Annotated in this window: 31 protein-coding genes; 15 read left to right on the top strand and 16 right to left on the bottom strand. The window is 65.6% G+C overall.

Features of this window, described 5'->3' with window-relative positions; all coding sequences use genetic code 11:
* The 5 genes from VHC04_RS14540 to gnd all read right to left on the bottom strand — a co-directional run.
* On the bottom strand, nucleotides 1–240 hold a 240-nt coding region (locus VHC04_RS14540), incomplete at its 3' end, for a hypothetical protein (RefSeq protein WP_325682453.1).
* Nucleotides 241–326: 86 nt separating this feature from the next.
* Complete coding sequence (gene pgi / locus VHC04_RS14535; protein WP_325682451.1) at nucleotides 327–1967, bottom strand: glucose-6-phosphate isomerase; 1641 nt, start codon at nucleotides 1965–1967, stop codon at nucleotides 327–329.
* Between the two features lie 102 nt (nucleotides 1968–2069).
* Nucleotides 2070–2735, bottom strand: coding sequence for an HAD family hydrolase (locus tag VHC04_RS14530; RefSeq protein ID WP_325682449.1), 666 nt, complete (start codon nucleotides 2733–2735; stop codon nucleotides 2070–2072).
* A gap of 14 nt (nucleotides 2736–2749) precedes the next feature.
* Entirely contained in the window at nucleotides 2750–4126 is a 1377-nt protein-coding gene (gene zwf / locus VHC04_RS14525; RefSeq protein WP_325682447.1) for a glucose-6-phosphate dehydrogenase, read from the bottom strand.
* A gap of 3 nt (nucleotides 4127–4129) precedes the next feature.
* Nucleotides 4130–5149 (bottom strand): phosphogluconate dehydrogenase (NAD(+)-dependent, decarboxylating), encoded by a 1020-nt coding sequence (gene gnd, locus VHC04_RS14520; protein ID WP_325682445.1) that lies wholly within the window; start codon nucleotides 5147–5149, stop codon nucleotides 4130–4132.
* A gap of 520 nt (nucleotides 5150–5669) precedes the next feature.
* On the opposite strand from gnd, the gene VHC04_RS14515 reads away from it, so the two are divergent.
* The 3 genes from VHC04_RS14515 to VHC04_RS14505 all read left to right on the top strand — a co-directional run bounded on the left by VHC04_RS14515 (nucleotide 5670) and on the right by VHC04_RS14505 (nucleotide 8510).
* Nucleotides 5670–6293, top strand: a complete 624-nt coding sequence (locus VHC04_RS14515; protein ID WP_325682443.1) for a hypothetical protein — start codon at nucleotides 5670–5672, stop codon at nucleotides 6291–6293.
* A gap of 10 nt (nucleotides 6294–6303) precedes the next feature.
* Nucleotides 6304–6567, top strand: coding sequence for a molybdopterin converting factor subunit 1 (gene moaD, locus VHC04_RS14510; protein ID WP_325682441.1), 264 nt, complete (start codon nucleotides 6304–6306; stop codon nucleotides 6565–6567).
* Between the two features lie 167 nt (nucleotides 6568–6734).
* Nucleotides 6735–8510, top strand: a complete 1776-nt coding sequence (locus tag VHC04_RS14505) for an SLC13 family permease (protein WP_325682439.1) — start codon at nucleotides 6735–6737, stop codon at nucleotides 8508–8510.
* Between the two features lie 55 nt (nucleotides 8511–8565).
* On the opposite strand, the gene VHC04_RS14500 is transcribed toward VHC04_RS14505, so the two are convergent.
* From VHC04_RS14500 to VHC04_RS14480, 5 genes are all read right to left on the bottom strand, one after another.
* The gene (locus VHC04_RS14500) at nucleotides 8566–9126 is read right to left on the bottom strand and encodes a hypothetical protein (protein ID WP_325682437.1); all 561 of its coding nucleotides are present in this window, start codon (nucleotides 9124–9126) and stop codon (nucleotides 8566–8568) included.
* A gap of 215 nt (nucleotides 9127–9341) precedes the next feature.
* Nucleotides 9342–9821: a cyclic pyranopterin monophosphate synthase MoaC gene (gene moaC / locus VHC04_RS14495; RefSeq protein ID WP_325682435.1), complete on the bottom strand. Its 480-nt coding sequence runs from the start codon at nucleotides 9819–9821 to the stop codon at nucleotides 9342–9344.
* Complete coding sequence (trpC, locus tag VHC04_RS14490) at nucleotides 9818–10642, bottom strand: indole-3-glycerol phosphate synthase TrpC (RefSeq protein ID WP_325682433.1); 825 nt, start codon at nucleotides 10640–10642, stop codon at nucleotides 9818–9820. Before trpC ends, moaC begins: the two co-directional genes overlap by 4 nt.
* 16 nt (nucleotides 10643–10658) lie before the next feature.
* Nucleotides 10659–11684: an anthranilate phosphoribosyltransferase gene (gene trpD, locus VHC04_RS14485; protein WP_325682431.1), complete on the bottom strand. Its 1026-nt coding sequence runs from the start codon at nucleotides 11682–11684 to the stop codon at nucleotides 10659–10661.
* A 4-nt stretch (nucleotides 11685–11688) separates the two neighbouring features.
* Nucleotides 11689–12300, bottom strand: a complete 612-nt coding sequence (locus tag VHC04_RS14480; protein WP_325682430.1) for an anthranilate synthase component II — start codon at nucleotides 12298–12300, stop codon at nucleotides 11689–11691.
* Nucleotides 12301–12569: 269 nt separating this feature from the next.
* On the opposite strand from VHC04_RS14480, the gene VHC04_RS14475 reads away from it, so the two are divergent.
* The 6 genes from VHC04_RS14475 (at nucleotide 12570) to VHC04_RS14450 (ending at nucleotide 17268) form a co-directional block, all read left to right on the top strand.
* Complete coding sequence (locus tag VHC04_RS14475) at nucleotides 12570–13559, top strand: hypothetical protein (protein WP_325682428.1); 990 nt, start codon at nucleotides 12570–12572, stop codon at nucleotides 13557–13559.
* Nucleotides 13552–14142 (top strand): chromate transporter, encoded by a 591-nt coding sequence (locus tag VHC04_RS14470; RefSeq protein WP_325682426.1) that lies wholly within the window; start codon nucleotides 13552–13554, stop codon nucleotides 14140–14142. Before VHC04_RS14475 ends, VHC04_RS14470 begins: the two co-directional genes overlap by 8 nt.
* Nucleotides 14139–14660: a chromate transporter gene (locus VHC04_RS14465; RefSeq protein WP_325682424.1), complete on the top strand. Its 522-nt coding sequence runs from the start codon at nucleotides 14139–14141 to the stop codon at nucleotides 14658–14660. The genes VHC04_RS14470 and VHC04_RS14465 overlap by 4 nt, the downstream gene beginning before the upstream one ends.
* 280 nt (nucleotides 14661–14940) lie before the next feature.
* Complete coding sequence (locus tag VHC04_RS14460; RefSeq protein WP_325682423.1) at nucleotides 14941–15927, top strand: radical SAM/SPASM domain-containing protein; 987 nt, start codon at nucleotides 14941–14943, stop codon at nucleotides 15925–15927.
* A 67-nt stretch (nucleotides 15928–15994) separates the two neighbouring features.
* The gene (locus VHC04_RS14455; RefSeq protein WP_325682421.1) at nucleotides 15995–16678 is read left to right on the top strand and encodes a sulfite oxidase-like oxidoreductase; all 684 of its coding nucleotides are present in this window, start codon (nucleotides 15995–15997) and stop codon (nucleotides 16676–16678) included.
* Nucleotides 16679–16872: 194 nt separating this feature from the next.
* Complete coding sequence (locus VHC04_RS14450) at nucleotides 16873–17268, top strand: glutathione peroxidase (protein ID WP_325682419.1); 396 nt, start codon at nucleotides 16873–16875, stop codon at nucleotides 17266–17268.
* 28 nt (nucleotides 17269–17296) lie between these two features.
* Here the strand turns inward: VHC04_RS14450 and VHC04_RS14445 are convergent, their stop codons facing one another.
* Together VHC04_RS14445 and VHC04_RS14440 are read right to left on the bottom strand one after the other, a co-directional pair.
* Nucleotides 17297–17941, bottom strand: coding sequence for a uracil-DNA glycosylase (locus VHC04_RS14445; protein WP_325682417.1), 645 nt, complete (start codon nucleotides 17939–17941; stop codon nucleotides 17297–17299).
* 11 nt (nucleotides 17942–17952) lie between these two features.
* Nucleotides 17953–18558, bottom strand: coding sequence for an NYN domain-containing protein (locus VHC04_RS14440; protein ID WP_325682415.1), 606 nt, complete (start codon nucleotides 18556–18558; stop codon nucleotides 17953–17955).
* Between the two features lie 150 nt (nucleotides 18559–18708).
* On the opposite strand from VHC04_RS14440, the gene folK reads away from it, so the two are divergent.
* Both folK and panB read left to right on the top strand, forming a co-directional pair.
* Nucleotides 18709–19212, top strand: coding sequence for a 2-amino-4-hydroxy-6-hydroxymethyldihydropteridine diphosphokinase (gene folK / locus VHC04_RS14435; protein WP_325682413.1), 504 nt, complete (start codon nucleotides 18709–18711; stop codon nucleotides 19210–19212).
* Nucleotides 19213–19368: 156 nt separating this feature from the next.
* Nucleotides 19369–20268, top strand: a complete 900-nt coding sequence (gene panB / locus VHC04_RS14430) for a 3-methyl-2-oxobutanoate hydroxymethyltransferase (protein WP_413789118.1) — start codon at nucleotides 19369–19371, stop codon at nucleotides 20266–20268.
* Nucleotides 20269–20383: 115 nt separating this feature from the next.
* Here the strand turns inward: panB and VHC04_RS14425 are convergent, their stop codons facing one another.
* Entirely contained in the window at nucleotides 20384–22096 is a 1713-nt protein-coding gene (locus VHC04_RS14425; RefSeq protein WP_325682412.1) for a dihydroxy-acid dehydratase, read from the bottom strand.
* Between the two features lie 165 nt (nucleotides 22097–22261).
* On the opposite strand from VHC04_RS14425, the gene VHC04_RS14420 reads away from it, so the two are divergent.
* Nucleotides 22262–23221, top strand: a complete 960-nt coding sequence (locus VHC04_RS14420; RefSeq protein WP_325682410.1) for a hypothetical protein — start codon at nucleotides 22262–22264, stop codon at nucleotides 23219–23221.
* 21 nt (nucleotides 23222–23242) lie between these two features.
* Here the strand turns inward: VHC04_RS14420 and VHC04_RS23075 are convergent, their stop codons facing one another.
* Entirely contained in the window at nucleotides 23243–23404 is a 162-nt protein-coding gene (locus tag VHC04_RS23075; RefSeq protein WP_408903816.1) for a cytochrome P460 family protein, read from the bottom strand.
* Here VHC04_RS23075 and VHC04_RS14415 point away from each other — a divergent pair.
* Nucleotides 23403–23711, top strand: coding sequence for a tetratricopeptide repeat protein (locus VHC04_RS14415; RefSeq protein WP_325682408.1), 309 nt, complete (start codon nucleotides 23403–23405; stop codon nucleotides 23709–23711). The two genes, VHC04_RS23075 and VHC04_RS14415, sit on opposite strands and share 2 nt — an antisense overlap.
* A gap of 7 nt (nucleotides 23712–23718) precedes the next feature.
* On the opposite strand, the gene VHC04_RS14410 is transcribed toward VHC04_RS14415, so the two are convergent.
* On the bottom strand, nucleotides 23719–24135 hold the full coding sequence (locus VHC04_RS14410; RefSeq protein WP_325682406.1) for a VOC family protein: 417 nt from the start codon (nucleotides 24133–24135) through the stop codon (nucleotides 23719–23721).
* A 64-nt stretch (nucleotides 24136–24199) separates the two neighbouring features.
* On the opposite strand from VHC04_RS14410, the gene aat reads away from it, so the two are divergent.
* Nucleotides 24200–24871, top strand: a complete 672-nt coding sequence (aat, locus tag VHC04_RS14405) for a leucyl/phenylalanyl-tRNA--protein transferase (protein WP_325682467.1) — start codon at nucleotides 24200–24202, stop codon at nucleotides 24869–24871.
* Between the two features lie 122 nt (nucleotides 24872–24993).
* On the opposite strand, the gene VHC04_RS14400 is transcribed toward aat, so the two are convergent.
* A complete protein-coding gene (locus VHC04_RS14400; RefSeq protein WP_325682404.1) occupies nucleotides 24994–25563 on the bottom strand; it encodes a DUF4337 family protein in 570 nt (189 codons plus the stop codon).
* 74 nt (nucleotides 25564–25637) lie between these two features.
* Here VHC04_RS14400 and VHC04_RS14395 point away from each other — a divergent pair, with 74 nt between their 5' ends.
* Nucleotides 25638–26867, top strand: coding sequence for a CaiB/BaiF CoA transferase family protein (locus VHC04_RS14395; protein WP_325682402.1), 1230 nt, complete (start codon nucleotides 25638–25640; stop codon nucleotides 26865–26867).
* Nucleotides 26868–26914 lie beyond the last annotated feature (47 nt).

The raw sequence follows: 26914 nt of genomic DNA, 5'->3' as shown, positions 1-26914 counted from the left end.
CGCCTGAAGCCGGCGGTTGGAAGGCGTGAATCGCGCTCTTGAATGGCGATAGAGCGCGATCGCCTGAAGCCGGCGGTTGGAAGGCGTGAATCGCGCTCTTGAATGGCGATAGAGCGCGATCGCCTGAAGCCGGCGGTTGGAAGGCGTGAATCGCGCTCTTGAATCAAAGAGCGCGATCGCCTGAAGCCGGCGGTTGGAGGGCGTGAATCGCGCTCTTGAATCAAAGAATTGATAGAGCATGACGGGGCCAACCAGACCCTGTCATGCTTTTAGGAGACGCTGCCGGAGCCGTCCGGCCAAAGGCGGCTCCTCCGGACGGGCGCGGATCAGACGGGTCGGCGCAGCGCGGCGCGGTAGCGGCGGATCAGCGCATTGGTGGAACCGTCATGGTGCAGCGCCGGGGCACCCTCCGCCGTCAGTTCGGGGATGATCCGCACCGCCAGCACCTTGCCCAGCTCGACGCCCCACTGGTCGAAGGAATCGATGTCCCAGATCGCGCCCTGGGTGAACACGTTGTGCTCGTATAGCGCGACCAGCGCGCCGAGCGCCCGGGGGGTCAGCCTGTCGGCCAGGATCATGTTGGTCGGGCGATTGCCTTCGGCGACACGGAAGGGGGTCTGGAAGTCGGGCGAGCCTTCGGTCTTCAATTCCTCAGCCGTCTTGCCGAAGGCGAGCGCCTCGGCCTGGGCGAACAAGTTGGCCATCAGCAGGTCGTGCTGGTGCGTGTACCGGCTTAAGGGCTGGCAGAAGCCCAGCATATCGCAAGGGATCAGCTTCGTGCCCTGATGGATCAGCTGATAGAATGAGTGCTGACCATCGGTACCGGGTTCGCCCCAGATGACCGGGCCGGTCTGATAGTCGACATGGCGGCCCTGCATGTCGACATGCTTGCCGTTGCTCTCCATCTGCAACTGCTGCAGATAGGCGGGGAAGCGGCTCAGGGGCCCGGCATACGGCATCACGCCGATCGTCTGCGCGCCAAAGAAATTGTTGTACCAGACGGTCAGCAACCCCATCAGCAGCGGCAGGTTCCTGTCCGGCGGCGCGGTGCGGAAGTGCTCGTCCATATCGTGGAAGCCGGCCAGCAGCTGGCGGAAATTGTCGGTGCCGATCGCCAGCATGGTGGACAGGCCGATGGCGCTGTCCATCGAATAGCGGCCGCCGACCCAATCCCAGAAGCCGAACATGTTGGCGGTGTCGATCCCGAACGTCTCGACCCCCGCCTTGTTCGTCGATACCGCAACGAAGTGGCGGGCGATCGCGGCGTCATCCTTCAGCGCGTCCAGCACCCAGGCGCGGGCGGTCGCCGCGTTGGTCATCGTCTCCAGCGTGGTGAAAGTCTTGGAGGAGATGATGAACAGGGTCTCGGCCGGATCCAGCGCCCGCGTCACCTCGGCAAACTCGGCGCCGTCGACATTGGCGACGAAATGGAAGGAGATAGCGCGGTCACTGTAGGTCCGTAGCGCCCGATAGGCCATCTCGGGCCCGAGATAGGAGCCGCCGATGCCGATATTGATGACATGGCGGATCGGTTTGCCGGTATAGCCCGTCCAGGCGCCGACCCGGACCTTGTCGCAGAACGCGGCCATTGCATCCAGGACGGCGTGGACGCCGGGAATCACGTTCTCCCCGTCGACGACCACCTCGGCGTCCCGCGGCGCCCGCAGCGCGGTGTGCAGCACGGCGCGGCGTTCCGTGACATTGATCTTCTCGCCGCGAAACATCGCATCCCGCCGTGCCAGGACATCCCGCTCGGCGGCCAGCCGCAGCAGCAGCCGCATGGTTTCATCGGTGACCCGGTTCTTCGAATAATCCAGGAACAGGCCGGCGCCCTCGGCAACCATGCGCTCGCCCCGGCCGGGATCGTCGGCGAACAGCTTGCGCAGATGGACGTCCTTGATCTGCTCGTAATGGGACTGCAGCGCCTTCCAGGCCGGGGTCTGGGTCAGGCTGTCGGTTGCCGCCATGGTGTCGTCCTTTCCGATGCGGCGCCCCGATGGGACGCGATATATCCGATGGGAAGGCGGCCAGGTGGGAGGCGTGGTGTCTGCCGCTTCCGGGGTTTCCGGCTATGGATGAAGGAAATCCGCCAACTCGAAGCGTGCCAGGTCGCCGATATGGTCGATCTGGATGTCGCCATGCGGATATTCCGCCAGGATCCTGGGGTCCATCGCGTAATGGCCCTGCCGCGGAAACACGGTGGTGACGCGATCCCCCCAGACCTGCTTCATCTTCGTCAGGATGCGCAGCTTGTCGTCGATCATGACGTAGCGCTTCGCCGGATAGAAGCGCTCGACATCCTCCAGCTCTTCCTCTTTATGGATATAGATCAGCACATGCCCGTCGAAGGCCTGCCACAGGCCGGAGCGCTGCACCTTGCGGGGCTGGAATACCGCGTCGCCATCGGACAGGATCGCCGACGGCGCCCAGCTTCGGACCTTCTTCACCGCCTCCAGCGCACCAGGATACAGCCGCTCCGCGAACGGGTAATCCACCAGCCAGTTGGACATGCGCAGGATACGAGGATCGTGTAATTCCTCGACCCGGTAGCGTTCCAGCGCACCCAGGTAGTCGGCGTAGCCCAGTTCCCCGCGCAGCTGCTCAAAAATCTCCCGGTACCGGTCGCGCGCGCGGACACCGTGCTCATAGCTGATATAGGCATCCAGGTCGGCCTGCACCCGGTCGTTGTCCAGCAGCGTGTTGTCGACGTCGAACAGAAAGAAGACCTCGTGCATCGCCTCGCTATCCTTCAGGAGGTGCTGGGATTATGCCAATGGCCGTGCCCGTCCAATAATGCATCGGCCTCATCCGGGCCCCAGGAGCCTGGCTTGTAACGGTACACCGGCGTGACGTTGTCGAGCACGTCGTTCACGACTCGCCATTGCGCGTCGATAATGTCCTCGCGCCCGAACAATTCCCCCAGGCCGCGGATGGCGTCGCCCAGCAGCCGCTGATACGGCGGCATGAAGCTGGGCCGCTGCTCCGTCAGGATCATCTCCACGTCCTGACCGACCATCCGTTCGCCGGGCTGCTTCACCCGCACACCCATGCCGATGCTGACATCGGGGCTGATGCGGAAGCGCATATGGCCGGCCTTGTTGGGCACCACCTCGTTGAAGGTCTCGCGCGGCGGCCGCTTGAAACGGACCGTGACCTCCGTCGCCGTGACCGGCAGCCTCTTGCCGGCGCGGATAAAGATCGGCACTCCCGCCCAGCGCCAGCTTTCAATGAGCAGCCGCACCGCGACGAACGTCTCGACGGTTGATCCCGGGCGGACACCGTCGACGGACTGGTAGCCGTCATATTGGCCGCGCACCACGCTCATCGGGTCCAGCGGCCGCACCGCCTTCAGCAGCGCGGCCTTCTGGTCGCGCATCGCCTCATGTTCCTCGCCGGTGGGTGGGTCCATCGTCAGCTGCGCCAGCACCTGCAGCAGGTGATTCTGCACCACATCGCGGATCGCCCCGGTCTCATCATAGAAATGCCCACGGTCCTGGACGCCGAAATCCTCGGCCATGGTGATCTGGATGGATTCGACATGCTCACGGTTCCAGACCGGCTCCAGGAACGAGTTGGCGAACCGCGTATAGACGATATTCTGGACAGGCTCCTTGCCCAGGTAATGGTCGATGCGGAAGATCGCATCCTCGGGGAAGAACTTCGCCAGCAGCCGGCTCAGCTCACGGGAGGACTCGCGGTTGTGGCCGAACGGTTTCTCGATCACCAGCCGCCCGTCCTCGGCCGATCCGGACTTCGCCAGCCCCTCGGCGACGGTACCGAACAGGCTTGGCGGCACGGCCAGATAATGCAGCGGGTGTTTGGCATCCCCCAGCTGCTTGCGCAGGGCGTTGAACGTGGCGTCATCGTTGTAGTCGCCATCGACATAGCGCAGCAGGTCGGTCAGCTTCCTGATCGTGCCATCATCGGTCACGCCGTGATGCTTCAGGCTGTCGGCCGCCTGCTCCTTCAACTGGTCCAGTCCCCAGCCGGCCTTGGCGACCCCGATGATGGGGACGCTCAACCCCTCATCGCGCACGAGGCCCAGCAGGGCAGGGAAGATCTGTTTGTAGGCCAGATCGCCGGTCGCCCCGAAAAAGACGACGGCATCGGAACGGGGATCGTCCATCGGTCAGGACTCCGCGGTCTTTTCGACATGGCCGCCGAATTCGAACCGCAAGGCCGACAGCAGCTTGTCGGCGAACTCGGCATTGCCGCGGGAGGAGAAGCGGGAGTACAGGGCCGCGCTGATCACCGGTGCCGGCACGCCTTCATCGACCGCGGCCAGCACGGTCCACCGGCCTTCGCCGGAGTCCGACACACGGCCATGGAAGTTGGAAAGATCGGGACTCTTGCGCAGGGCACTGGCGGTCAGGTCGAGCAACCAGGAACCGACAACGCTGCCGCGCCGCCAGACCTCGGCGACCTTCGCCACATCGATCTCATACTGATATAACTCGGGATGGCGCAGCGGGGTTGTTTCGGCGTCCACTACCTGCTTTGCCAGGCCCTCATTGGCATGGCGGATGATGTTGAAGCCCTCGGCATAGGCTGCCATCAGGCCGTACTCGATGCCGTTGTGCACCATCTTTACAAAGTGCCCAGCGCCGTTCGGACCGCAATGCAGATAGCCGTATTCGGCCTGCTCGGGTTCGCCAGACGCGCCGGGCGTCCGCGGCGCGGCGTCGACACCGGGGGCGAGGGAACGGAAAATCGGATCGAGATGCTTTACCACCGCGTCCTCTCCGCCGATCATGTGGCAATAGCCGCGCTCCCGCCCCCAGACCCCGCCGGACACGCCGACATCGACATAATGCAGTCCCTTCGCCCTCAGCGCCTTCGCCCGGCGGATATCGTCATGGTAGTAGGAATTGCCGCCCTCGATGACGATGTCATCCTTGTCCAGCAGCGGGACCAGGGTTTCCAGCACCGGATCGACCGCCGCCGCCGGCAGCATGAGCCATACCGCGCGGGGCTTGGACAGCATGCCGATGAAAGCCTTCAGATCGGTGGTGCCCTTCGCCCCTTTGCCGACCAGGGCCTGCACCGGGTCATCATGGGTGTCATAGACGACGCACTGGTGCCCAGCCTTCATCAGCCGCTCGACCATGTTGGCGCCCATGCGTCCCAGGCCGATCATTCCAAGTTCCATCGATAGCTCCCTTGTCGACTGATGTGCGGCCGGACCTTGGCCTACGCACCTCGCGGGCCGGATGCGCCGTGTGCCGGATACCCCGGCACTCCGCATGGAACGGCGTATCGCATGGGCTTCGGACAGGCGTCCGGCAATGCGCCGTTCCAGGCGCTTGCCCCGGCGGAGTGGTGGGTCATCGCCGCCACGATAGCCAGCAACCAAGAGGCGAAACAACAACCAAGGTGGGCCGGCGGAGGTCACTCGCACGATGTTCACCAAGGGACTGCGGCCAACCCTCCGGCTCGTCCGCCGGACGCAAGGGGTTGCATGGCGGACACGGCGCCCTCATCGCGATACGCTGGTGCGCTGCGGCATGTGGCAACGAGGGCCATCGCCTGCTAAGCATCATTCGGCGGAGCGCCGGAAATGCGGAGACGGCAAACTGATGCGATTCCAACGACTCCGAAGCAAACATTCGTGGCCATCGCCATGAATGTCTGCTTAGAGAAATCGACACGATGACGCGGAGCCCTTCTTGATGCGGCGGATCCTTTCACTCGGGCTCGTGCTGGCCCTTGGCGGGTGCGGCTTCCAGACGTGGTGGAACCCGCCGTTCACCGCCGGCCGGAACCCCAACCTGCCCGTATCGGACAGCCCGAACATGGAGCGTGTGCTGGGCAAATACGCCGACGTCAAACCGATTACGTCGGAGCCTGGCGATATCTGGCCCGGCCAGATCACCAACGCGCCGACGATGCAGGAGCTGGAGCAGACGGGCCGCACGGAAGGCGGACCGGAGATGCCGGTGCCGGGCTCTCCGCTCAGCCGCGGCAGCGTGCCGAACCTGCAGATGCCTAATCCGGTGCCCGGCAGCTCATCGCCGCCAGGCTCGACCGCGCCATCGCGACCGATGCCCGCCACGCCGCCGCCCTTGACCAGCCATGCGGCGCCATCGGCGCCGCTGCCATCGACCGGTCCCGCCGGGACCGTGCTGCCGACGCAAGGCGGTCCGAGCGTGATAACCGGCGGCGGACCCGGCTACCAGACGACTGTCGGGCCCGGCGGCACGCAGTCGATCGTTGTGCCGAACGGCAACGGGACCAGCACGGTGATCCATCCGGATGGGCGCATCGAGACGATCCCGACGCCGAAATCTCAATAGGGGCGTGCGCATGACGGACTCCGTCACCGTCCTGTACTTCGCCTGGTTGCGGGAACGGATCGGCACCGACAGCGAGCGCTTGGCGTTGCCGGACGGCGTGGCCTCGGTCGCGGATCTGGTTGCCCATCTGGCGGCGCGCGGCGGTGGCTATGCGGCGGCCTTTGCGAACCGCGCATCGATCCGGTGCGCGGTAAACCAGGAGTTCGCGGACCCCGCCTCCGCGGTTCGTCCGGGCGACGAGGTCGGTTTCTTCCCGCCCGTCACCGGCGGCTGACGGACATCGCCGTCACGACGCCGGCCGCCGTCACTTTTCCGTGTCGGGTCGATGACGCCGACGCATGGCCGAGGCAGATACACGTCGGTGTCGTGCTCTTTCCGCCGTGACCTTCATGTTGGCGGCCTGAGCGGAGAGGGAGAGGCGGTTCGTGACATGAGGCGTGCTTGACCCTCCACCAGATTGAAGCCTTCGCCATCATCGCCGCGATGCTGGCGTTGTTCATGTCGGACCGTATCCGATACGACATCGTTGCCGCGCTGGCCCTGACCGCGGCGGCGCTGACCGGTGTCGTGCCGTCCGGCAAGATGTTCCAGGGTTTTGCCAACCCGGTCATCATCATCATCGCATCGGTCCTGGTGCTGGGCAGGGCGGTGGCCGTCTCGGGCGTGATCGAGGCCGGAATGCGCCGCCTGTTGCGCACCTTGCCGGGCACGTCCATGCAGGTGGCCGTCCTGACGGCCTGCGTCACATTCCTGTCCGCCTTCATGAAGAATGTCGGGACGCTGGGCATTTTTCTGCCGGTTGCCGTCCAGACGGCCGAGCGGTCGGAGCGGTCGCCGTCGCTGTACCTGATGCCGCTGGCGTTCGGCTCGCTGGTCGGGGGCACCATGACCTTGGTGGGCACCTCGCCGAACCTGCTGATCTCCGCGGTGCGGCAGCAGACCGAGGGCAAGCCGTTCGCCATGTTCGACTTCATGCCTGTCGGTCTGCCGCTGTCTGTGGTGGCAGTGCTGTTCCTGGCGGTGGCGTGGCGGCTGATCCCGAAGGGACGCCGCGGCCAGCCTGCGGCGGAGCGGCTGTTCGAAATCGACAAATATGTCAGTGAGGCACGGCTGACGGAGCGTTCCCCGCTGGTCGACAAGACCGTCGGCGACCTCGAGGCATTAGCCGACGGCGCGGTGGCGGTATCGGCGATCATTCGCGAGGGCAACCACCGGTATACGCCGGCGCGCCACTGGCGGCTGTATGCCGGCGACCTGCTGATCCTGCAGGGCGACCCCGTGGCGCTGAAACCGTTGCTGGATCAGGCCGGCCTTGAACTGGCGGCGGCGGAAAAGCTGCCGCATGGCGGCGGGAAGGACGAGACGATTGAATCGGCCGAAGCGGTGGTCACTGAACGCTCCTTGCTGATCGGCCACACCCTGGCCGGGCTGTCCCTGCGGCAGCGCTTCGGCATTAACGTGCTTGCGCTGGGCCGACAGCGGGAGACGATCAGCGACCGGCTGCATCAGACCCGGATTCAGCCGGGCGATACGATCCTCGTGCAAGGTCCCGAATCCGTGCTGCCGGACGTTCTGTCCCAGCTGGGCTGTCTGCCGCTGGCGGAGCGCAATCTCACCTTGGGCCAGGATCGGTCTCGCCTGCTGCCTTTGGCGATCCTGGCGGCGGTGGTGGGTGTGATCGGCTTCCACCTGGTGCCCAGTGAACTGGCCTTCTTCGCCGCGGCGGTGCTTGTGGTTGTGTGTGGTTCATTGACGCCTCGCCAGGCATATGACGCGATCGACTGGCCGATCATCGTGATGCTGGGCTGCCTGATCCCCGTGGGGGAGGCATTGAACGAGACAGGCGCGGCGAAGCTGATCGCGGATGCGCTGGCGGTGGTGGCCGGGCACCTGCCCGGCGTCATGGCAGTGGGCTTCATCCTGCTGGTGTCGATGCTGGTGACCCCGTTCCTGCACCATGCGGCCGCCGTACTGGTGATGGGGCCGGTGGCGGCGCAGGTCGCCTCGCAGCTTGGACTGGGGGTGGATGCCTTCCTGATGGCCGTCGCGCTGGGGGCGTCCTGCGATTTCCTGACACCGGTCGGGCACCAGAACAATCTGCTGGTGATGGGACCCGGCGGCTATCGGTTCAGCGACTATTGGCGACTGGGACTGCCGCTGACGCTGCTGGTCGTGGCCTTGGGAAGTGTGTTGATCGTCCGGGTCTGGCCGCTGTAGTCCCCGGCGGCAAAGCCGGCCGGGGAGCGGATGACGGATCGGACGGCGGTGTTCTTCACGCCCCGGGTGTGACCGCGATCGCCACAGATCGGATAAACGTCACGTCGACCTTGTCGCCGGCCTTCAGGCCGGCCGCGAAGTCCTGCATCGTCTTCGTGTGCAGCACGCCACTGGCCTGGTTGCCATCCGGCAGGGTGATGTGCGCGATCCTGGTCTTCGGGTCATAGCTGTTGAAGGTCACGCGAACCCGAAAAGCCTCGCCGACCAGTCCTGCTGGCCGCGCGCCCGGGGCCGCTCGCCCGACGATGTCCGCCTGTCCCACGGGCGGGGCCGCGTCGTTCGGCGCCGCCATCTGTGCCAGCACACCCAGGCGTACCCGCACCGAGACCCTGTCGCCCGGCTTGACCTGTCCAAGGTTCTGAACCTGAGGTCCGACGGTGACCGTCTGCAGCGTGCCATCATCACCGCGCAGCAGCACGTGTCGGGTCTGCATATCCACCGACTCGATGGTGGCCTTGCCTAGCAGCTCGGTGCCGACGGCGGCCTGCTTTTCCCGCGCGACGGACGGGGCAGCGGTGGCGAGAACCAGTCCCGCGGCCACCACCGCGGCCGTCAACAATTTCGTCATAGCTTCGAATCCTTCTCTTGAACGTCTCGCGGCACAGGCGCGCCGGAACGTGGTGCTGGTTTCGGCTGACGAGGTCAATGCCACCGCCGCCCGATCACGGCGCCGGATGCCGGCCTCCTCCGCCGCCCGATGATCACGCTGGCCGCGGGCTTGCCAGCGTCGGTTGTCCGTGTCGGTTGTCCGCGTCGATTGTCTGCGGGCCTCTATTTCTGCGAGAACTCGCCCGACTTTCCGCCGGCCTTGTGGGTGACCCTCAGCCCGTCGATGCGCATCCCGCGATCGACCGCCTTGCACATGTCATAGACCGTCAATGCCGCGACGCTCGCCGCGGTCAGCGCTTCCATCTCGACGCCCGTCTGGCCGGCGGTGCGGACCGTGGCGGAGATTTCCACCGTGCTGGCCGCCGGGTCGGGTGTCAGGTCGATCCTCACGGAAGTGATCGGCAGCGGGTGGCACAACGGGATCAGCTCTGCCGTGCGTTTTGCCGCCATGATGCCGGCCAGCCGTGCCACGCCCAGGACATCGCCCTTTTTCGCGGAGCCTTGCCGGATCATCTCCAGCGTGGCGGCGGCCATCACGACAGTCGCGCGCGCCGTGGCGGTACGATCGGTGACCGGCTTGTCGGATACGTCGACCATCGCGGCGTTGCCGGCATGGTCGAAATGGGTCAATCGGCCGCTCAAGGCGCGCGGTCGCCCAACAGGGCGCGGGTCGCGGCATAGATGTCGGGCTGGCGCATCAGGCTTTCCCCGACCAGGAAACTTTGCGGTCCGTTGGCGGACAGGCGCTTCAGGTCGGCATTGTCCCGGATGCCGCTTTCGGCAATCAAGAACCGGTCCGGCGGGACCATCGGTGACAGTTCCTCGGTCGTCTTCAGGTCGGTGATCAGCGTTTTCAGGTTGCGGTTGTTGATGCCGATCAACGATGTTTCCAGCAGCAAGGCCCGCTCCAGCTCCTCCCGGTCATGCACTTCCACCAGTACATCCAGATCCAGGCTGCGTGCGAGCTGCTCCAGCTCCCGTGCCTGATTGTCGGATAACGCGGCCATGATCAGCAGGATGCAGTCCGCGCCCATCACGCGGCTTTCATAGACCTGCCAGGGGTCAAGGATGAAGTCCTTGCGCAGGACAGGCAGCGGCACGGCGTCGCGCACGGTCTTCAAATGGGCCGGGTCACCCTGAAAATGCGTCCGCTCCGTCAGCACCGACAGGCAGGTGGCACCGGCCTCCTGATAGGCGGCGGCGATGCCCGCCGGGTCGAAATCCGGCCGGATCAGCCCCGCCGAGGGCGATGCCTTCTTGATTTCCGCGATCAGCGCATAGTGGCCGGCGGCGGCGGCCTCTTTCAGGGCGAAGCCGAAGCCGCGCGGCGCATTCTCTCGCGGCGAGATGGCAACCTTCAAAGCGTCGATGCTGATCGTGGCCTTGGCGGCGGCGACTTCGGCGCGCTTGTCGGCGCAAATGCCGGCAAGCACATCCGGCATCGTGGGTAACGTGTCCGGCATGGTCTCTCCCCGGGTCTCAGGCGGCACAGACGCGCCGCAACGTCTCCAACGCGGCGAGTGCCGCGCCGGATGCCAGCGCCTTATCGGCCAAGGCGACACCTTCCCGCAAATCCGCCGCGCGGTCGGCGACGATCAGTGCCGCGGCGGCGTTCAGCAGAACCGTGTCGCGATAGGCGCGGCCGGTGCCGTCGTCCCGGTTTTCCAGCAATGCACGCAAGGCGGCGGCGTTCCGCGGCGCTTCACCGCCCTTGATCGCGGCGACAGGTGCCTGGGCGAGGCCGGCATCGGCGGCATCCACGGTGAAGCTGCTGATCCTGCCGTCACGCAGTGCCGTCACGTGATTGGGCCCGGCGAGCGTCAATTCGTCCAGCCCCTGACCATGCACCAGCCAGGCGGAATGGTGGCCGAGCGCCGCGAGCGTCTCCGTCATCGGCAGGGTCCAGTCGGGGGAGAAAACGCCGGTCAGCTGGCGGCGGACACGCGCCGGGTTGGCCAGCGGGCCCAGCAGGTTGAAGATGGTGCGGGTGCCCAGCTCGACGCGCGGGCCGGCGGCGTGGCGCATCGACGGATGGTGCCGGGGGGCGAACAGGAAGACGCATCCGGCCTCATTCAGGGTTGCCGACAGCCGTTCGAGCGGGACATCCAGGTTGATGCCCAGTTCCGCCAGCACATCCGCCCCGCCCGTACGCGATGACAGCGCCCGGTTGCCGTGCTTGGCCACCTTCACGCCGCAGGCGGCGACCACGAAGGTAACGGCGGTGGAGACGTTCAACGTCCCGGCGCCGTCGCCGCCGGTGCCGCAGACATCCATCGCCCCCTCCGGTGCCTCGATCGCCGTCATGCGGCTGCGCATGGCCCGCACCGCGCCGGTGATCTCCGCCACTGTCTCGCCGCGCAGGCGCATGGCCATGAGTAGCGCGCCGATCTGCGCCGGGGTCGCCTCTCCCGACATGATGACATCGAACGCCGCTTCGGCCTGCTCATCCGAGAGGGTCTCGCCGGCGGCGAGGCGGGCGAGAACCGGTTTCAGATTGTTCGACATGTGCTCAGGCGGCTTTAGCGGGCGTGTTGGTGCCGCGGGCCAATGCCAGGAAATTGGCCAGGATGGTGTGGCCATGCTCGCTGGCGATGCTTTCGGGGTGGAATTGCACGCCCCAGATCGGCATCGCGCGGTGCTTCATCCCCATGATCAGCCCGTCATCCGTCCACGCGGTTGGCACCAGGACGCCAGGCAGGGTCGCGCGGTCGACGATCAGGCTATGGTAGCGCGTGGCGGTGAAAGGGGACGGGAGGGTAGCGAGAATGTCGGTGCCGGTATGGCTGATCGCCGACACCTTGCCGTGCTTGGGTTCCGGGGCGCGCACCACGTCACCGCCGAAGGCCTGACCGATGGCCTGATGCCCCAGGCAGACGCCCAGCATCGGCACCTTGCCGGCGGCGGCCTGGATCAGGTCCAGGCAGATCCCGGCTTCATTCGGCGTGCAGGGGCCGGGGGAAAGAATGATCGCCTCCGGCTTCAGCGCCAGCGCCTGTGTGACGGTCAACTTGTCGTTTCGCCAGACCTGGCAGTCATAGGGGCCGGTGCGCAGAGCGGCCTCGCCCAGGACATGGTAGAGGTTGAACGTGAAACTGTCGTAGTTGTCGATAAGCAGGATCATGCGCCGTAGTTTTGGTCCCGGTGCCCGCGCGGGTCAATCACGGAACGAAGGCGGCTGGGCAGACGGACCGGCATGGCCACCGCCATCCTTTCCGGAAGGGACGGGCGCCCGATGCGGTGCGGCCATGCGCGGGACATCGCGGAAGGGAGGCGCCGCATGTCCTTATTGTCGGCCCCGGAGAGGAAAGATTGCCGTATCGTCCCTAGAACAAACCGTCTATATCGGCCGGACCCTGCGCATTATCAGCGAGTCTTTTCGAGGAGACTTCCGTGGCCAAGAAGAAGAAGACCACATCTGAGACAAATGAGAAAACGAAAAAGAAAAAGACAAAGCACAAGGGTGATTCCGCTCCAGCGGCCCAGGTCACCCTGCTTCCGCCCTCGACGGTCGGTACATATGAGGACGGAGCACCTTTTGACGAAGTGCAGTATCTGGAAGCGAAGCTGATCCTGAAGCCGGATCGCTTCACCTCGGTGCAGGCATTCCGGGACTTCGGGGCGATCGTCAAGCGCACCGCCGAAAATGAGGGTGTCGGCTTCGTCGAGCATCCGGAACTGACCATGCGGCCGCAGATTCGGGAGATCGTGTTCGGCGATACGCCGGATTTCCGGCTTTACAACAATGCCTTCATCCTGCGTCGCCGCGTCCGCTATCTGGACGGGTTTCCGGTCGGTGAACCCGAGATCGTACTGAAATACCGCCATCCCGATGAGCGGGCCGCCACGGAAATGGATGTCCGCCCCAGGATCGACGGCAAATGCGAGATCAAGTTCAAGGCCGAGGCATTGCCGTTGAAGGATCGGTCCGGCGGTTACCGCATCCTGTATTCGCACAACTGCCAGTTCGGCCTGAGTCAGGTCAGCAAGGGGCAGGGCCTGGACATCGGGGCGCTGGCAGGAATCTTCCCGGCGCTGCGCCGGCTGAACATCACCGACAATGAGCGCATCCTGGTGGTGAACGAGGGGATTGTGGAGGAAGTCCTGTTGCCGCTGGGCACGCTGGATTTCGGCAAGGGCGTGCTGGCCAAATGCGACGTATCGCTGTGGCGCACGCGCGGTGAGCACAAGTCACTGGTTGGGGAGTTCGCTTTCCAGGTCAAGTTCGACCGGCGGGAGAAAGTGGCCGAGAAGCCCAAGCGCATGGCGGGCGTCTTCTATATGTCCCTGCAAAACCAGGTGGAAGACTGGCTGGCCCTGGGCGTCACCAAGACGGCCATGGTCTATCGTCTTAAAGGCAACGAGCCGCAAAGCCATGAGTGAGACGATCGAACAGGCAACGGCAACGGCGGCGCGGCGGGATGTGTCGGTCGCGCGCATTTTTCGGGAATTCCTGATCATCGGCGCGATCAGCTTCGGCGGTGCCGTGCCCTATCTGCGCGGCCGGCTGGTGGAGGCGGAGGGCTGGATCGACGACAAGGAGTTCGTCGAGATGCTGTCGATCAGCCAGTCGCTGCCGGGGCTGAACGCGACCAATCTCGCAGTCCTGGTCGGCCAGAAGCTGCGTGGCGCGCCGGGCGCGGCGGCGGCAATCCTGGGGATGTGCCTGCCCGGCGCGGTGATCATGTATATCGCCGGGATTCTCTATTGGGAGCACGGCGACCGAGCGGCATCCAGCGCAGTCCTGAAAGGTGTCGCGGCGGCGGCGGTGGGACTGGTGCTGTATACCGCGATCCAGCTGGGCCGGCGCTCACTCGATACCCGGGTCGACCTGATCTTCATGGCGCTGACGGTCGTTGGGGTGGACTATTATCATGTTTCCGTACTGTGGGTGCTGCTGGGCGTGGGGTTGATCTCCATTCTCTGGCACCATCCCCGGCGTCTGCGGAAGGCGAAGCGCGCATGAGCCAGCTTCCCGCCCTGATCCGGGTTTTCGCCTATCTGTCGCTGCTGACGGTCGGTGGCGGCATGGCGGCGTTCCCCGAGATGGAATATCTCAGCGTCACGGTGCATCAATGGCTGACCAAGGAGCAGCTGATCCATCTGTATTCGATTGGCCAGATGTCGCCCGGCCCGAACATGATGATGATCGTCGCGGTCGGCGACTGGGCGGGTGGTGTGGTGGGGGCGCTGGCGGTTCTGGTCGCGTTCTTTCTGCCGACCGCGCTGCTGGCCTATGGCGCCGGGCGCGGCTGGAAGCGGCTGGAAGCCTGGCCATGGCGGGACTCGATCCAGCGCGGACTGGCCCCGGTATCCATCGGGCTGTTGCTGGCCGGCTGCTATACCATCGCAAAGGGTGCGATTTTCGGCACCGAAACCGCGGCGATAGCGGCCGCGGTGCTGCTGATCCTGCTGCACTACAAGATCAATCCGGCGCTGCTCGTAGCGGCCAGCGCGGTGGTCGGGTTCATTTCCTTCCGATAGAGCGCGATCGCCTGAAGCCGGCGGTTGGAAGGCGTGAATCGCGCTCTTGAATGGCGATAGAGCGCGATCGCCTGAAGCCGGCGGTTGGAAGGCGTGAATCGCGCTCTTGAATCAAAGAGCTGATGAAGCATGACAGGGTCAACCCGACCCTATCATCTTAGCAGCTCGAATCTGCCGCCCCCGGGCGACCCTGCCACGGGCGGCGGGCTCGGCCCGGCTCGCACGAAGCGGCTGCCGGTCTTTAACGAATCCTTAAATATAGGCTCGGCATATCGGGGGCATGCCGACGCTAGAGATAACCACCCATCTTGGCTGTGCCCTGGCCTGCCGGTTCTGCCCGCAAGACCGGCTGGTGAAATCCTTTCCCAGGGATGCGCCCCGCCGCCTGACGCTGGATGCGTTCCGGATGGTGCTGGACGCGGTTCCGCGCCATGTGCGCATCGATTTCTCCGGCATGGCGGAGCCCTGGTTGAACCCAGACGCCACGGCCATGGCGGTAATGGCATTCGACCAGGGGCGGAACGTCGCCTTGTATACCACGCTGCAGGGCATGCAGCCCGACGATGCGACATTGCTGATCGGACGGTTCGGAGACCGGATCGCGCCTGATGCGCCCTGGGTGATCCATCTGCCCGACGGCGATGGCCACATGACGGGCTGGAAGCCGTCAGCCACCTATCGGGAGACATTGAGGTGCTTTCTGGGATTCCACCGCACCCATCCACGCCCGGGCCTGTCGTTCATGACCATGAGCGCGGATGGCAGTGTCGCCCAGCCTTTGCGCGACCTCGTGCCGGACCGGCTGTCACCATTCCTGGGCATCTCGCGGGCCGAGAACCTGCGTCGTGACGGCTTCCGCCCCGGCCTGTTGGTGGACGCCGTCCGGAGGGAGCAGGCCTTGCTGTGCGCATCGACGCCATTCTTTGATCATAACGTCATGCTGCCCAATGGCGATGTACTGCTATGTTGCATGGATTATGGCCGCCGCCACGTCATCGGAAACCTGTTCCGTCAAAGTTATGAGGCCATCCATGCCGGCGCGGCGATGGGTGCCATCCGGGTGCAAGCCATGACCCCTTCCGGTGGCGATCTTCTGTGTCGGGCCTGTCACAATGCTGTCGCGGTGTGTCAGCCGGAGGGGACCCATTGGCAGTTGTGCGGGACCACGATGTGGACGCCGCCCGTGGTCGCCACCTCTCCTCCGGCCCTGGCGGCCGAAGCGACCCCGAGACGTCGCCGTCTGCTGGGTCGCGTCCTGTCCCTGTAGGCTGGGGCCTTGCAACGTCCGCCGGAGCCGCCAGTCTTAGCAGGATGGCACCATCCCGAGAGGCGACATGGCGAACGAGTCTGGTTCCGACGGCGATGTGCCCGTGTCCGGCGCGATCCGGGACAAGCTGATCGCGCGTAAGCAGGACTGGGCGCGGCAAGGCCGGCTGTTGACCGATACCATGGCGGGCCCGGCGCGGGAGCGTCTGCCGCCAGGCCAGCGCCTGGTCCGGGACTGGCCTGTCCTGGATCTTGGCGCCCAGCCACAGGTGACGGAGCAGACATTCAGGCTGGATGTGGATGGCGCAGTGGAAGACCGCCTCAGCCTCAACTGGGCGGAGTTTCTGGCGCTGCCCCAGACCGACAGCGTGTCCGACATGCATTGCGTCACGCAGTGGTCCCGCTACGACAATCACTGGCGGGGCGTGGCGGCGCGGGACCTGCTGGACATCGTGCAGCCTCGTCCGGAGGTGAGGCATGTCATCTTCACCAGCTATGACGGTTATACGACGAACATCCGGCTGGATCAGTTCGACCAGCCGGATGTGTTTCTGGTTCATCAATGGGAAGGCAAATCCATCTCCCGCGAGCATGGCGGACCAGTGCGGATGCTGGTGCCGCGGCTCTATTTGTGGAAATCGGCGAAATGGTTGCGAAGGATACATTTCACCATCAGCGACCATCCGGGCTTCTGGGAGGTTCGCGGCTATCACAATAACGGTGATCCTTGGCAGGAGGAGCGATATGGTTGAGCTGTCCCGCCGCGCGGTTCTGGCTGCGTCGGCTGTCGGGTTCACGGGAGGTAAGAGTGCCATGGCCGGGGAAGCGAGCAGGCGCGCCTGGGATTTCCGTTTTCCAGCGATCGAGGGCGGTACACTGGATTTCGCCTCTTTCAAGGGGCGCGTGCTCCCAAGGGGCGCGTGCTCCCAAGGGGCGCGTGCTCCTGGTGACCAACACGGCCAGCTTCTGTGGTTATACCTATCAATACGAGGCGCTGGAAAAGCTGTACAGGGCGAAGCAGGCGGCCGGCCTCGTTGTCATTGGCGTGCCGAGCCAGGACTTCAACCAGGAATCTGCCGACAACGCCACGGTGAAGGATTTCTGTGACACGCGGTTCGGCATCGACTTTCCGATGACCGCGCTGGCGCATGTGCGCGGCGCGCAGGCGGCGCCGTTCTATGCGTGGCTCGCCGCGGACCATCGCTGGCAGCCGGCGTGGAATTTCAACAAGGTCCTGATCGGACGTGACGGCCAGGTCATCGCGACATTCGCCGCTTCAGACGAGCCTGGCGGTTCGGCCCTGACCAACGCTATCGACGCGGCCCTGGCCGCGTCCGCCTGATCTCCCCGCCTGATCTCCCCGCCTGATCTCATGGGCCGATGTGCGCAACGATGGCGCCGACGACAGCCTCGAACATCTCTGTCGTCAGCCGCCCGGTATTCGTGTTGAGGCGGGACACATGATAGCTGTCAGCCAGTAACAGGCCGCCCGGCAGCTCGTGCAGGACGCCATGCTTGAACGGTACGTGGCTCGCCCGCAGGCCGCGCGCGCGCAGTACCGCTTTGTGGGCCACGCCGCCCAGCGCGAGGACGGCGCGCAACTGCGGCATGGCCGCTAGTTCGGCTGTCAGGAACGGATTGCACGACGTGATCTCGGCCGGGGTGGGAAGATTCGCAGGCGGCACGCATCGCACCGCGTTCGTGACACGTGTGTGCCTCAGCGTCATGCCATCCATGGGATCGGCACCGTAACGGCCATGTGCCAGCCCGAATTTCAGCAAGGTATGGTAGAGCAGAACGCCGGCAAAATCGCCTGTGAATGGCCGCCCGGTCCGGTTGGCGCCGCGTACGCCGGGTGCTAGGCCGACAACAAGCAGCCGGGCATCGATATCGCCAAAGCTGGGGACCGCACCGTTGAACCATGCCGGGTTGGCTGTCCTGTTCGCAATGCGATACGCCACCAGGCGCGGGCACAGCGGACAGTCCGGCGCGGGCAGCCCCGGGGAGATTGGCAAGGAAGCGGCAGTCAAGCGGCGTCGTGCGGATCGGCGAATGGTTCGGCGGGCGTGCTGCGCATTGGTATGCCGCGGCTGCGCGGTTCCGTCTGGCGGCGGGTAAACTCCGACGCGATATCGGCCAGCTCGAGAAAATTGTCTGCCTGTCGACGCAGATCGTCTGCTACCATTGGTGGACTGGTGCGCACGGATGAAACCACCGATACTCGCACACCTTTGCGTTGCACTGCTTCGACCAGGCGGCGAAAATCTGAATCTCCGCTGAACAAGACCACATGGTCGAGCTTGTCGGCCAGCTCCAGCATGTCCACCGCGACTTCGATGTCCATATTGCCTTTGACGCGGCGGCGGCCGGTTGCGTCGGTGAATTCCTTGGCCGGTTTGGTCACCAGGGCGTAACCGTTATAGGCAAGCCAATCGGTCAATGGCTTCAATGGCGAGTATTCCTCGGTCTCCAGCACGGCGGAATAGTAATACGCCCGGATAACGTGAGCTCGCTTGCGAAAATACTCCAGTAGGTTGCGATAATCGACGTCGAACCCAAGGTTTCGAGAGGCGGAATACAGATTTGCCCCGTCTATGAAGAGCGCGACCCGTTCGTTCGGGAGAAAGGACATCGGAGGTACCTTGTTAAAATCGCCTTTGGCATTGCTTTCATACGTGTTCGCCGACAGTTCGGCTAATCGTCGCGAATCCGGCGAACGCTACTATACCGAGGTGACAGAATTGCGAAAGACGAAACGGTCCACGGAATGTCACAAAAAGCGATGATCTTCGTTGCCTTGGGCGCAAATCTCCCTGGCTGGGACGGACGCCAGCCGCGTGCAACGCTGGAACACGCGGTGCGCCGTCTGGCTGCGTTGCCAGCCCTGCATGTACACCGGCTGTCGCGGTGGTATCGGACAACACCGGTCCCCGCCTCCGATCAGCCCGATTATGTCAACGCCGTGGCGGCACTGGTCGCAGATCCCGGCGTAACCGTCGACCCGGCTGCGCTCCTGGCTTCCTTGATGACGATAGAGGCCGAGTGCGGGCGCCAGCGCGGAGAGGTCAATGCCGCCCGCACGCTGGACCTGGACATCATCGCCATCGGCTCGTTGATCCGTGCCGCGCCCGACCCGATCCTGCCGCATCCGCGCGCGCATCTGCGCCGGTTTGTCATGGCACCTCTGGTGGACGTGGCACCCGATTGGGTGCACCCCATTCTGGGAGAAACGGCTACAGCATTGCTTGCGCGTCTGCCGCCTGACGGGGTGTCTGTGATGTCGTAGCATGGGAACGGAGTAGCACGGGGATGGAGTAGCACGGGGATGGAGTAGCACGGGGATGGCGGTGCCGGTCCGCTTCCCGATCGTTCATAAATCAGGGACGTTACTGAATAGAAGTAAAATGCGCGGCGACCCTGCGGTGGCACACGCTGGCTGGTCATGGCCGGTTTGGCGATCGAGACGTCCGATGGCATGGTCGCGGCAGGAGTGGTCGGCGAGGAGCGTGCCTTGAGTGTATCCGGGGATGTCAGACGTGTGTCGGTGCCGCAGTTCATGGCGCGCAAGGGCGGCGTACCGCTGGTCTGTCTGACCGCCTATACAGCCCCGGTTGCCCGCCTGCTGGATCCGCACGTGGATATGCTGCTGGTCGGTGACAGTCTGGGCATGGTCGTCTATGGCTATGACAGCACCCTGCCGGTGACGCTGGCGCAGATGATCGCCCATGGCGATGCCGTCGTCCGTCACACGAAGAAGGCGCTGATCGTGGTGGACCTGCCGTTTGGCAGCTATCAGGCGTCTCCACCGGCGGCGTTCGAGGCGGCCGCCGCGGTCATGTCCAGGACAGGCTGCACCGCGGTCAAGCTGGAGGGCGGGGTGGAGATGGCGGATACCGTCGCCTATCTGGTCCAGCGCGGCATCCCGGTGATGGGTCATGTCGGCCTGACCCCGCAGGCGGTGAACGCGCTGGGTGGCTATCGGGCCCGCGGCAAGGACGACGCCGAGAGTGTCAAGATCAGCATGGACGCTCGGGCAATCGTCGATGCCGGCGCATTCTCGGTGGTGGTAGAGGCGGTGCGTGAGCCATTGGCCCGCGAGCTGACAGCCGACCTGCCGGTGCCGGTGATCGGTATTGGCGGCTCCCCCGCCTGCGACGGCCAGATCCTGGTGACGGACGACCTGCTGGGCCTGTTCGGTGCGTTCACGCCACGTTTTGTCAAGCGCTATGCGGAACTGGGCGAGGCAATCGACGCGGCGGCAGCCGCCTATGCGACGGAGGTCCGGTCGCGCGCTTTCCCGGGGCCGGAGCATGTCTTCGGGACAAAACCGCGATCAGGCTGAACGGCGTTCCAGGCACCGCCGCTCAGCGAGGCGTGGTCCCAGCGCGCCCATGGACGGACCCTCGTGGACGGATCCTGGTGGACGGATCAGGATGCGGCATGACCCGTGGAGGGTGTCACCCCTCGGCGCGTAGCACCGCCAGGTCACAGCCTTCATCCGCCTGCAACACCTGTTCATGGATGATCCGGTCCCATCCTCGTACCGGCTTCGGCGGTGGCGTCCAGGCGGCCCGGCGGCGTGCCAGAACCGCGTCCGACACCAGCAGATCCAGCGACCGGCTCTTCACCGACAGTCGCACCCGATCACCGGTTTCGATCAATCCCAGCGGTCCGCCCGCGGCGGCTTCCGGGGTGATGTGCAGCACGATCGTGCCGAAGGCGGTGCCGGACATGCGGCAGTCGCTCATGCGCACCATGTCCTTCACGCCCGCGCGTGCCAGCTTCGACGGGATCGGCAGGTAACCGGCTTCTGGCATCCCCGCCGAGGTCAGGGACCCGGCGTTCTTCAGCACCAGGATATCCTCGGCGGTAACATCCAGCGCCGGATCATCGATGCGCTTCGCCAGGTCCTCCAGCCCGTCGAACACGATCACCCGCGCTTCCTTCTCGAACAGGGACGGCGTGGCGGCGCTGCGTTTCAGGATGGCGCCTCGCGGTGCCAGGGAGCCGAACAGGGCGACGATGCCGCCCACCGGCGAGACCGGATCGGCGCGCGGCCTGATATAGCGGCGATCGACGAATGGCGGCTCCGCCAGCCGCTCACCCAGTGGCACGCCGGTCACGTCGACCGGCTCCAGGTGCAGCAGCTCCCGCAATTCCCATAGCAGCGCCGGCATGCCGCCGGCGGCATGGAAATCCTCCATATAACCCTCGCCTGTCGGCTTCAGGTCCACCAGCACGGGTGTCGTATCCGACAACTCATTCAGCCGATGCAGGTCGATTTTCACGCCGCGCCGCCCGGCGATCGCCGTCAGGTGAAGCAGCGCGTTGGTGGATCCGCCCAGGGCCAGCAGCACGCGCAGCGCGTTCTCCACCGATTTTTCGGTGATGATCTGCGAGGGGCGGATCGGATTCTCGATCAGTCTGACCGCCAGCGCACCTGCTTCCTCGGCCGCGCGCAGCCGGTCGGCATGCACGGCGGGGATCGAGCCATGGCCCAGTGGCACCATGCCGAGGGTCTCGGCCAAGCACGCCATGGTGGAGGCGGTGCCCATCACGCCGCAGGTACCCGCGGTGGTCGCCAGACGGCCCTCGATCTGGCCGATCCGCTCCTCGCTGACGGTGCCGGCGCGATAGGCGGCCCAGTAGCGGCGGCAATCGGTGCAGGCGGACAGGCGTTCGCCCTGGAACGGCGTGGCCAGCATCGGGCCGGTGACGAGCTGCACGGCCGGCACGTCGGCCGAGGCGGCGCCCATCAGCTGTGCCGGCACCGTCTTGTCGCACCCGCCGATCAGCACTGCCGCGTCCATCGGCTGCGCGGTCAGCATCGCTTCCGTGTCCAGCGCCGCCAGGTTCCGATAGTGCATGGAAGTGGGAAACAGCGATGGCTCGCACAGCGAGACCGTGGGGAAGGGCAGGGGCAGGCCGCCGGCGCCCAGCACGCCGCGCTTCACCGCCTCGATCAGCTCCGGCACCGTGCGGTGGCAGTTGTTGTAGGCCGATCCGGTATCGACGATGCCCACCACCGGGCGATCCAGCATCGCCTGGGAGTAGCCCATTGACTTGGCGAAGGATCGCCGCAGATACAGCGCGAAGTCCCGGTCGCCATAATTCGCGGTATTGCGCGCAAGGCCGCGCTTTGGGGCTGTTGGGGAGGAGGGCTGGGTCATGGCCCGATGCTAGACCCGGTGACCGGGTCCGTCGATGGCGGAAACCGGTGCTCATTGCCGTCTTGTCATGCCAGCACATGTGGCGCCACGACGATGGCAGGGTTGCCGTGACAAGCACTGCCGGCGTCGGCTACCACGACCCGCCATCACGAAGTGAGGCCTGCCTTGATCCTGCGTTTTCCGATCTCCATGCTCCTGCTGGCCGGGCTGAGCGCCTGCGGCCCGAAATATTCGCCGGATACCTATTCGACGAATGCCGTGCAACAGGCCAACAAGGTAGATCAAGGCGTGATCGTCGGGGTTCGGCAGGTGGATATCAGCGCCACCGGCGCCACCGGCACCGTCACCGGCGCTGCCGCGGGCGGGATTGCCGGCGCGCAGGTGGGCAGCGGCCCGGTGGCTGCCCTGTCGGCGCTGGGCGGGTCCTTGGTAGGTGGCATCGCCGGATCAGCGGTGGAGCACGCGACCGTTGATACGACTGCCTATGAGTATGTCGTGCAAAAGAAGAGCGGCGAGCTGGTCAGTGTCACGCAAAAGGACAAGACGCCGCTGGCGGTGGGTCTGCACGTACTGGTGATCGCCGGGAATCAGGCGCGCATCGTGCCGGATTATACGCTGGCTGCCGACCCCGCGCCGAAGCACGACGCTCCGAAGGCGGACGGAGCAAAGCCTGACGCCGGCAAGCCTGACGCCGGCAAGCCGGACGAAGCCAAGCCAGCCACGTCGAAGCCCGATGGAGCCAAGCCCGCCGCCACCGACAGCACGCTCGGCGACGCGGTCAAGGCATCCGCGCCCGGCGGCACCTCAAGCGGCACCTCAAGCGGCACTTCAGGCGCCACCTCCGGCAGTACCGACCCGATCAAGACGAGCGAGGACAAGAGCGTATCCTCCACGGCGGCAGCGGCCGCCACGGCAGCGGCCGGCGCGGCCCTGGCCGCGCAGGGTGACGCCTCGGCCGCCACGAAGGCCGCCGCGGATGCCGCTGCCGCCTCGGTCGCCGCCCCGTTGCCGTCGAGCGTGGATACGGTCGTCAAGTCCCTGCAGAGCCAGCCGTCCGGCGCGACGGCGAATGAGCCAGTGGTGCTGACGCCCGCCATCCCGGTGGAGACGAAGCCGGGCAGCTGACCGCCTTGCGCCGCGGTCGGCCTATGGCGCCCACCGGGTGAACACGAGGTCATGGTTGCGGACAACGGCGCTGTGGCAGGCGGGGCATGTTTCATGCTGCGCCTTGTCGGCCGCCTTGCCATCGATGAAACGGCCGAAACCCCAGCCGCCGCTCGCTGCGTATCTGGACGAGTCCTTCACCATGACCTGTACCGTCGTGGCCGCGCCCGGAACGAAGGCTGGCGCGTATTCCGCGGACTATGCCGGGGCATTGCGCTGGGCGGAGCAGGCGCTGGCCCTGAACCGGCGCTTCGCGGTGGCGCTGCGGGCGGCCGCGGTGGCCCAGGTCAGGCTGGGGCAAATGGATCGCGCCAGGCAGATGGTGAGGGATTTGCTGGACATCGAGCCCGGATTGACCGTCTCGGGGTTCTTTGCGCGCATTCCGGTGCCCGTCGAACGCATGGCCGAGATGTACGCGGATGCGCTGCAGGCCGCCGGGCTGCCGGCGTGAGCCTGCTCTATGACTGTACCAGGTCGGGCGGTCCCTTCAGTTCGACGACATTGCCCTCCGGGTCCGGAACGTAGATCGACGGCCCTTGACCGTTGGCGCCATAGCGTGACGCGACAGGGGCCGGATCGGCGCCGTGCGAGCGCAGATGGGCGGTGATCGCCTCGGCGTCCCACGGTTCCACCTGCAGGCAGAAATGATCCAGATTGCGGCCTTCGCTGCCGGGGGCGGTGCCGCCTTTGCGGCCGAGCGGACCGTCGACGGGCACGAGATCGATCATCGCTGCCCCGGCACGGAGCTGGTAGAGACCCAGATCATCCCGCTCCCGTTCCATCGTGCAGCCGAGGACATCGCAATAGAAGCGCTTCATCGCCGCCAGGTCGGCGACCCGCAGCACGATGTGATCGAGTTGGGTGATGCGCAGCATGGTATGCCTTCTGTTCCCGCCGCGCCCCCTTTTCATCGTCTGCGGCGCGCCGCATCATGACATCATGTCGCGGCGGTCGATGGAAGTCACGGCGGACCTCGTGTTGCGCGCCTATCGCCACGGCCTGTTTCCGATGGCGGAGGGGCGGAGCGGGGGCAAGCTGTTCTGGCTGGATCCGGTCAAGCGCGGCGTGCTGCCGCTGCATCGGTTCCACCTGTCACGCCGGCTGCTGCGCACCGTGCTGTCGAACCAGTACCAGGTGACCGCCGACCGCAACTTCGCCGGCACGATCGCCGGCTGTGCGACGCCGCTGCCGGACCGGATGGACACCTGGATCAACCCGCAGATCGAGCGGCTGTTCACCGAGTTGTTCCGGATGGGATACGCACATTCGGTGGAGACCTGGCGCGACGGCATCCTGGTCGGCGGTCTCTATGGCGTCGCGATGGGCGGCGCCTTCTTCGGTGAAAGCATGTTCAGCTTTGCCCGTGACGCCTCCAAGGTCGCGCTGGTGCACCTGGTCGCGCGGCTGCGGCTGGGCGGGTTCCGGCTGCTGGACACGCAGTTCGTCACCGATCACCTGGCGCAGTTCGGCGCCGAGGAAATCCCCCGGGATAGCTACAAATCGCAGTTGGCCGCGTCGGTGGATGCCCATGCGATCTGGTTGCCGGAACCGGAACCCGAGGTGCTGGAGGCCGAGTTCCGCCACCTGGCTGCCAGCCGCTCCGCACAGTAGCGCCGAGGCGCCGGATCGTGGTCAAGCCATCGCGGTCAAGCCATCGCGGCCGAAACGTCGCTGCCGGAACGCCATGGGCCGCCAGGACGCCATGGCCGGAACACCGGGTCAGAAGACCGTGGTCAGAACAGGCTCAACCGCACCGCCAGCGATGCCACTGCGCCGATAACGCCAAGTACGGCCGCCCCGATGGTCAGCGGCCGACTGCGGATCACCACCGAAACGGATGCCAGTACGATCGCCAATTCCAGCGCACCGGCGGCCATCTCGTAGCCGTGGTAGCGGTGCAGCACGTGCTCGCGTTCATGCTCCCGCTCCGTCGCCTTGTCGGCGAGCTGCTTCATGCCGTCGCCGGCCTGCGGATCGTTCTCGGCGTGCTTGATGTATTCCCTGGCCGCCTTGATCCGCGCCTGGACCTCCGGCGTGTCGGCGTTCGGCAGTGATTCCAGGATCGAAATCTCGACGCCGCGCATCGCCGCCCGCTGGTTCTTCGCCTGGTAGAACGACCAGTCGTCCGAGGATGCGATATGCGCCGACAGATAGTCGTTCTGCGTGGATTTCTCGCCGATCCCGGTCAGCGCGAGGGCGGCGGCCATCAGCGCCACCAGCACGGCGACGCCGCGTGCCCAGTCACCACCGCGTTCCGCTTCCTCCTTCACGTCCTCGATGCTGCGCTCGAGCGGATCCGACACGTGCTGCTCCCTGGCGGCGCTTTTCGTGCCCCGGCGCGTGGGGCAGAGTGCTGTTATATGGAGGAACCGATTCCATGACAGGCATAAATCAAAAAGCCCTGCACGATATCCGTGTGGTCGATCTCAGCCGCGTGCTCGCGGGCCCGTATTGCGGGCAGTTGCTGGCCGATTTCGGGGCTGATGTCATCAAGGTGGAGGCCCCCGGCGGGGATGAGAACCGGGTATGGCCGCCGATCGTGCCATCGGTGACGCGGTCCGGGATGCCTTCGCAGACGTCGGCGAATTTCAATTCGGTCAACCGCGGCAAGCGCAGCCTGGTGCTGGACCTGAAGACGCCGGCGGCGCGCGAGGTGCTGCAACAACTCGTCCGCCAATCCGATGTGCTGTTGCACAGTTTCCTGCCGGACACCGCTGCCCGGCTGGGGATCAGCAATGACGCGCTGCGGGCCGCCAACAAGCGGCTGGTCGTTGCCACCATCTCGGGCTTCGGCGCCCATGGAGAGCTGGCGGAGCGGCGCGGCTACGACATGATGGCACAGGCTTTCGCCGGCATGATGTCGGTGACCGGGCAGCCGGGCGGCCCGCCGATCCGCTGCGGCGCGTCGATCGTGGACATGGCGACCGGAATCTCCCTGTATGGCGGCATCGTCACCGCGCTGCTGCAGCGGGTGGAAACGGGCGAGGGGACCTGGGTGCACGGTTCGCTGCTGGAGACCGCGGTGTCACTGATGGGCCATTTCGCGGTTGGCTGGATGCAGGCGGGCGTGCTGCCGCAGCCGCAGGGATCGGGCAGCTCCGTCATCGCGCCGTATCAGGCATTCAAGTGCCAGGACGGCATGATACTGGCCGGTGCGCCGAACGACGGTGCCTGGGCGCGGTTCTGCGACGCGCTGGAATGCCCGGAATTGGCCAAGGATCCGCGCTTTCAGGGCAATATGGCGCGTGTCGAGCGGCTGGATACGCTGATCCCGCTGCTGGCACCGCGCTTTGCCGCCAAGCCGATGGCCTATTGGCTGGAACGGCTCGAATCCCGGAATGTCGCCTGCGCCCCGATCCACACGCTGGACCAGGTGATGACCCATCCGCAGGTGCTGGCGAACGCGATGCGGATTCAGGTCAAGGACACGGCCGGCCAGGCGAGCGACGTGCTGGGCACGCCGTTCAAGCTGGCGGATGGCGGCGGCACCGCGACGACGGCCGCGCCCACGCTGGGTGCCGATACCGACGTCCTGATGCGTACCTGGCTGGGGATGGACGATACAGGGATCGCGGCATTGCGATCGGCCGGCGCGTTCGGCGCATAGCAAAACATTTGGCCAGCCCGCGACGGTGCGAAAATGCAGGGAAGGCA

Source organism: Rhodopila sp. (genome assembly GCF_035548095.1).
Lineage (GTDB): Bacteria > Pseudomonadota > Alphaproteobacteria > Acetobacterales > Acetobacteraceae > Rhodopila.
Note: the sequence above shows the minus strand (reverse complement) of the source record. Positions and strands in the feature narration are given on the sequence as shown.

Bases quoted from the DNA above. Each gene is read 5' to 3' on its own strand.
- VHC04_RS14480 (WP_325682430.1), bottom strand. From the start codon at position 12,300: ATGATCCTGCTTATCGACAACTACGACAGTTTCACGTTCAACCTCTAC.
- aat (WP_325682467.1), top strand. From the start codon at position 24,200: ATGTCGCGGCGGTCGATGGAAGTCACGGCGGACCTCGTGTTGCGCGCC.
- VHC04_RS14395 (WP_325682402.1), top strand. From the start codon at position 25,638: ATGACAGGCATAAATCAAAAAGCCCTGCACGATATCCGTGTGGTCGAT.
- trpD (WP_325682431.1), bottom strand. From the start codon at position 11,684: ATGTCGAACAATCTGAAACCGGTTCTCGCCCGCCTCGCCGCCGGCGAG.
- VHC04_RS14470 (WP_325682426.1), top strand. From the start codon at position 13,552: ATGAGTGAGACGATCGAACAGGCAACGGCAACGGCGGCGCGGCGGGAT.
- trpC (WP_325682433.1), bottom strand. From the start codon at position 10,642: ATGCCGGACACGTTACCCACGATGCCGGATGTGCTTGCCGGCATTTGC.
- gnd (WP_325682445.1), bottom strand. From the start codon at position 5,149: ATGGAACTTGGAATGATCGGCCTGGGACGCATGGGCGCCAACATGGTC.
- panB (WP_413789118.1), top strand. From the start codon at position 19,369: ATGGCCGGTTTGGCGATCGAGACGTCCGATGGCATGGTCGCGGCAGGA.
- VHC04_RS14410 (WP_325682406.1), bottom strand. From the start codon at position 24,135: ATGCTGCGCATCACCCAACTCGATCACATCGTGCTGCGGGTCGCCGAC.
- VHC04_RS14465 (WP_325682424.1), top strand. From the start codon at position 14,139: ATGAGCCAGCTTCCCGCCCTGATCCGGGTTTTCGCCTATCTGTCGCTG.
- VHC04_RS14530 (WP_325682449.1), bottom strand. From the start codon at position 2,735: ATGCACGAGGTCTTCTTTCTGTTCGACGTCGACAACACGCTGCTGGAC.
- zwf (WP_325682447.1), bottom strand. From the start codon at position 4,126: ATGGACGATCCCCGTTCCGATGCCGTCGTCTTTTTCGGGGCGACCGGC.
- pgi (WP_325682451.1), bottom strand. From the start codon at position 1,967: ATGGCGGCAACCGACAGCCTGACCCAGACCCCGGCCTGGAAGGCGCTG.
- VHC04_RS14425 (WP_325682412.1), bottom strand. From the start codon at position 22,096: ATGACCCAGCCCTCCTCCCCAACAGCCCCAAAGCGCGGCCTTGCGCGC.
- VHC04_RS14440 (WP_325682415.1), bottom strand. From the start codon at position 18,558: ATGTCCTTTCTCCCGAACGAACGGGTCGCGCTCTTCATAGACGGGGCA.
- VHC04_RS14455 (WP_325682421.1), top strand. From the start codon at position 15,995: ATGGCGAACGAGTCTGGTTCCGACGGCGATGTGCCCGTGTCCGGCGCG.
- moaD (WP_325682441.1), top strand. From the start codon at position 6,304: ATGACGGACTCCGTCACCGTCCTGTACTTCGCCTGGTTGCGGGAACGG.
- VHC04_RS23075 (WP_408903816.1), bottom strand. From the start codon at position 23,404: ATGGTGAAGGACTCGTCCAGATACGCAGCGAGCGGCGGCTGGGGTTTC.
- VHC04_RS14515 (WP_325682443.1), top strand. From the start codon at position 5,670: ATGCGGCGGATCCTTTCACTCGGGCTCGTGCTGGCCCTTGGCGGGTGC.
- VHC04_RS14460 (WP_325682423.1), top strand. From the start codon at position 14,941: ATGCCGACGCTAGAGATAACCACCCATCTTGGCTGTGCCCTGGCCTGC.
- folK (WP_325682413.1), top strand. From the start codon at position 18,709: ATGATCTTCGTTGCCTTGGGCGCAAATCTCCCTGGCTGGGACGGACGC.
- VHC04_RS14415 (WP_325682408.1), top strand. From the start codon at position 23,403: ATGACCTGTACCGTCGTGGCCGCGCCCGGAACGAAGGCTGGCGCGTAT.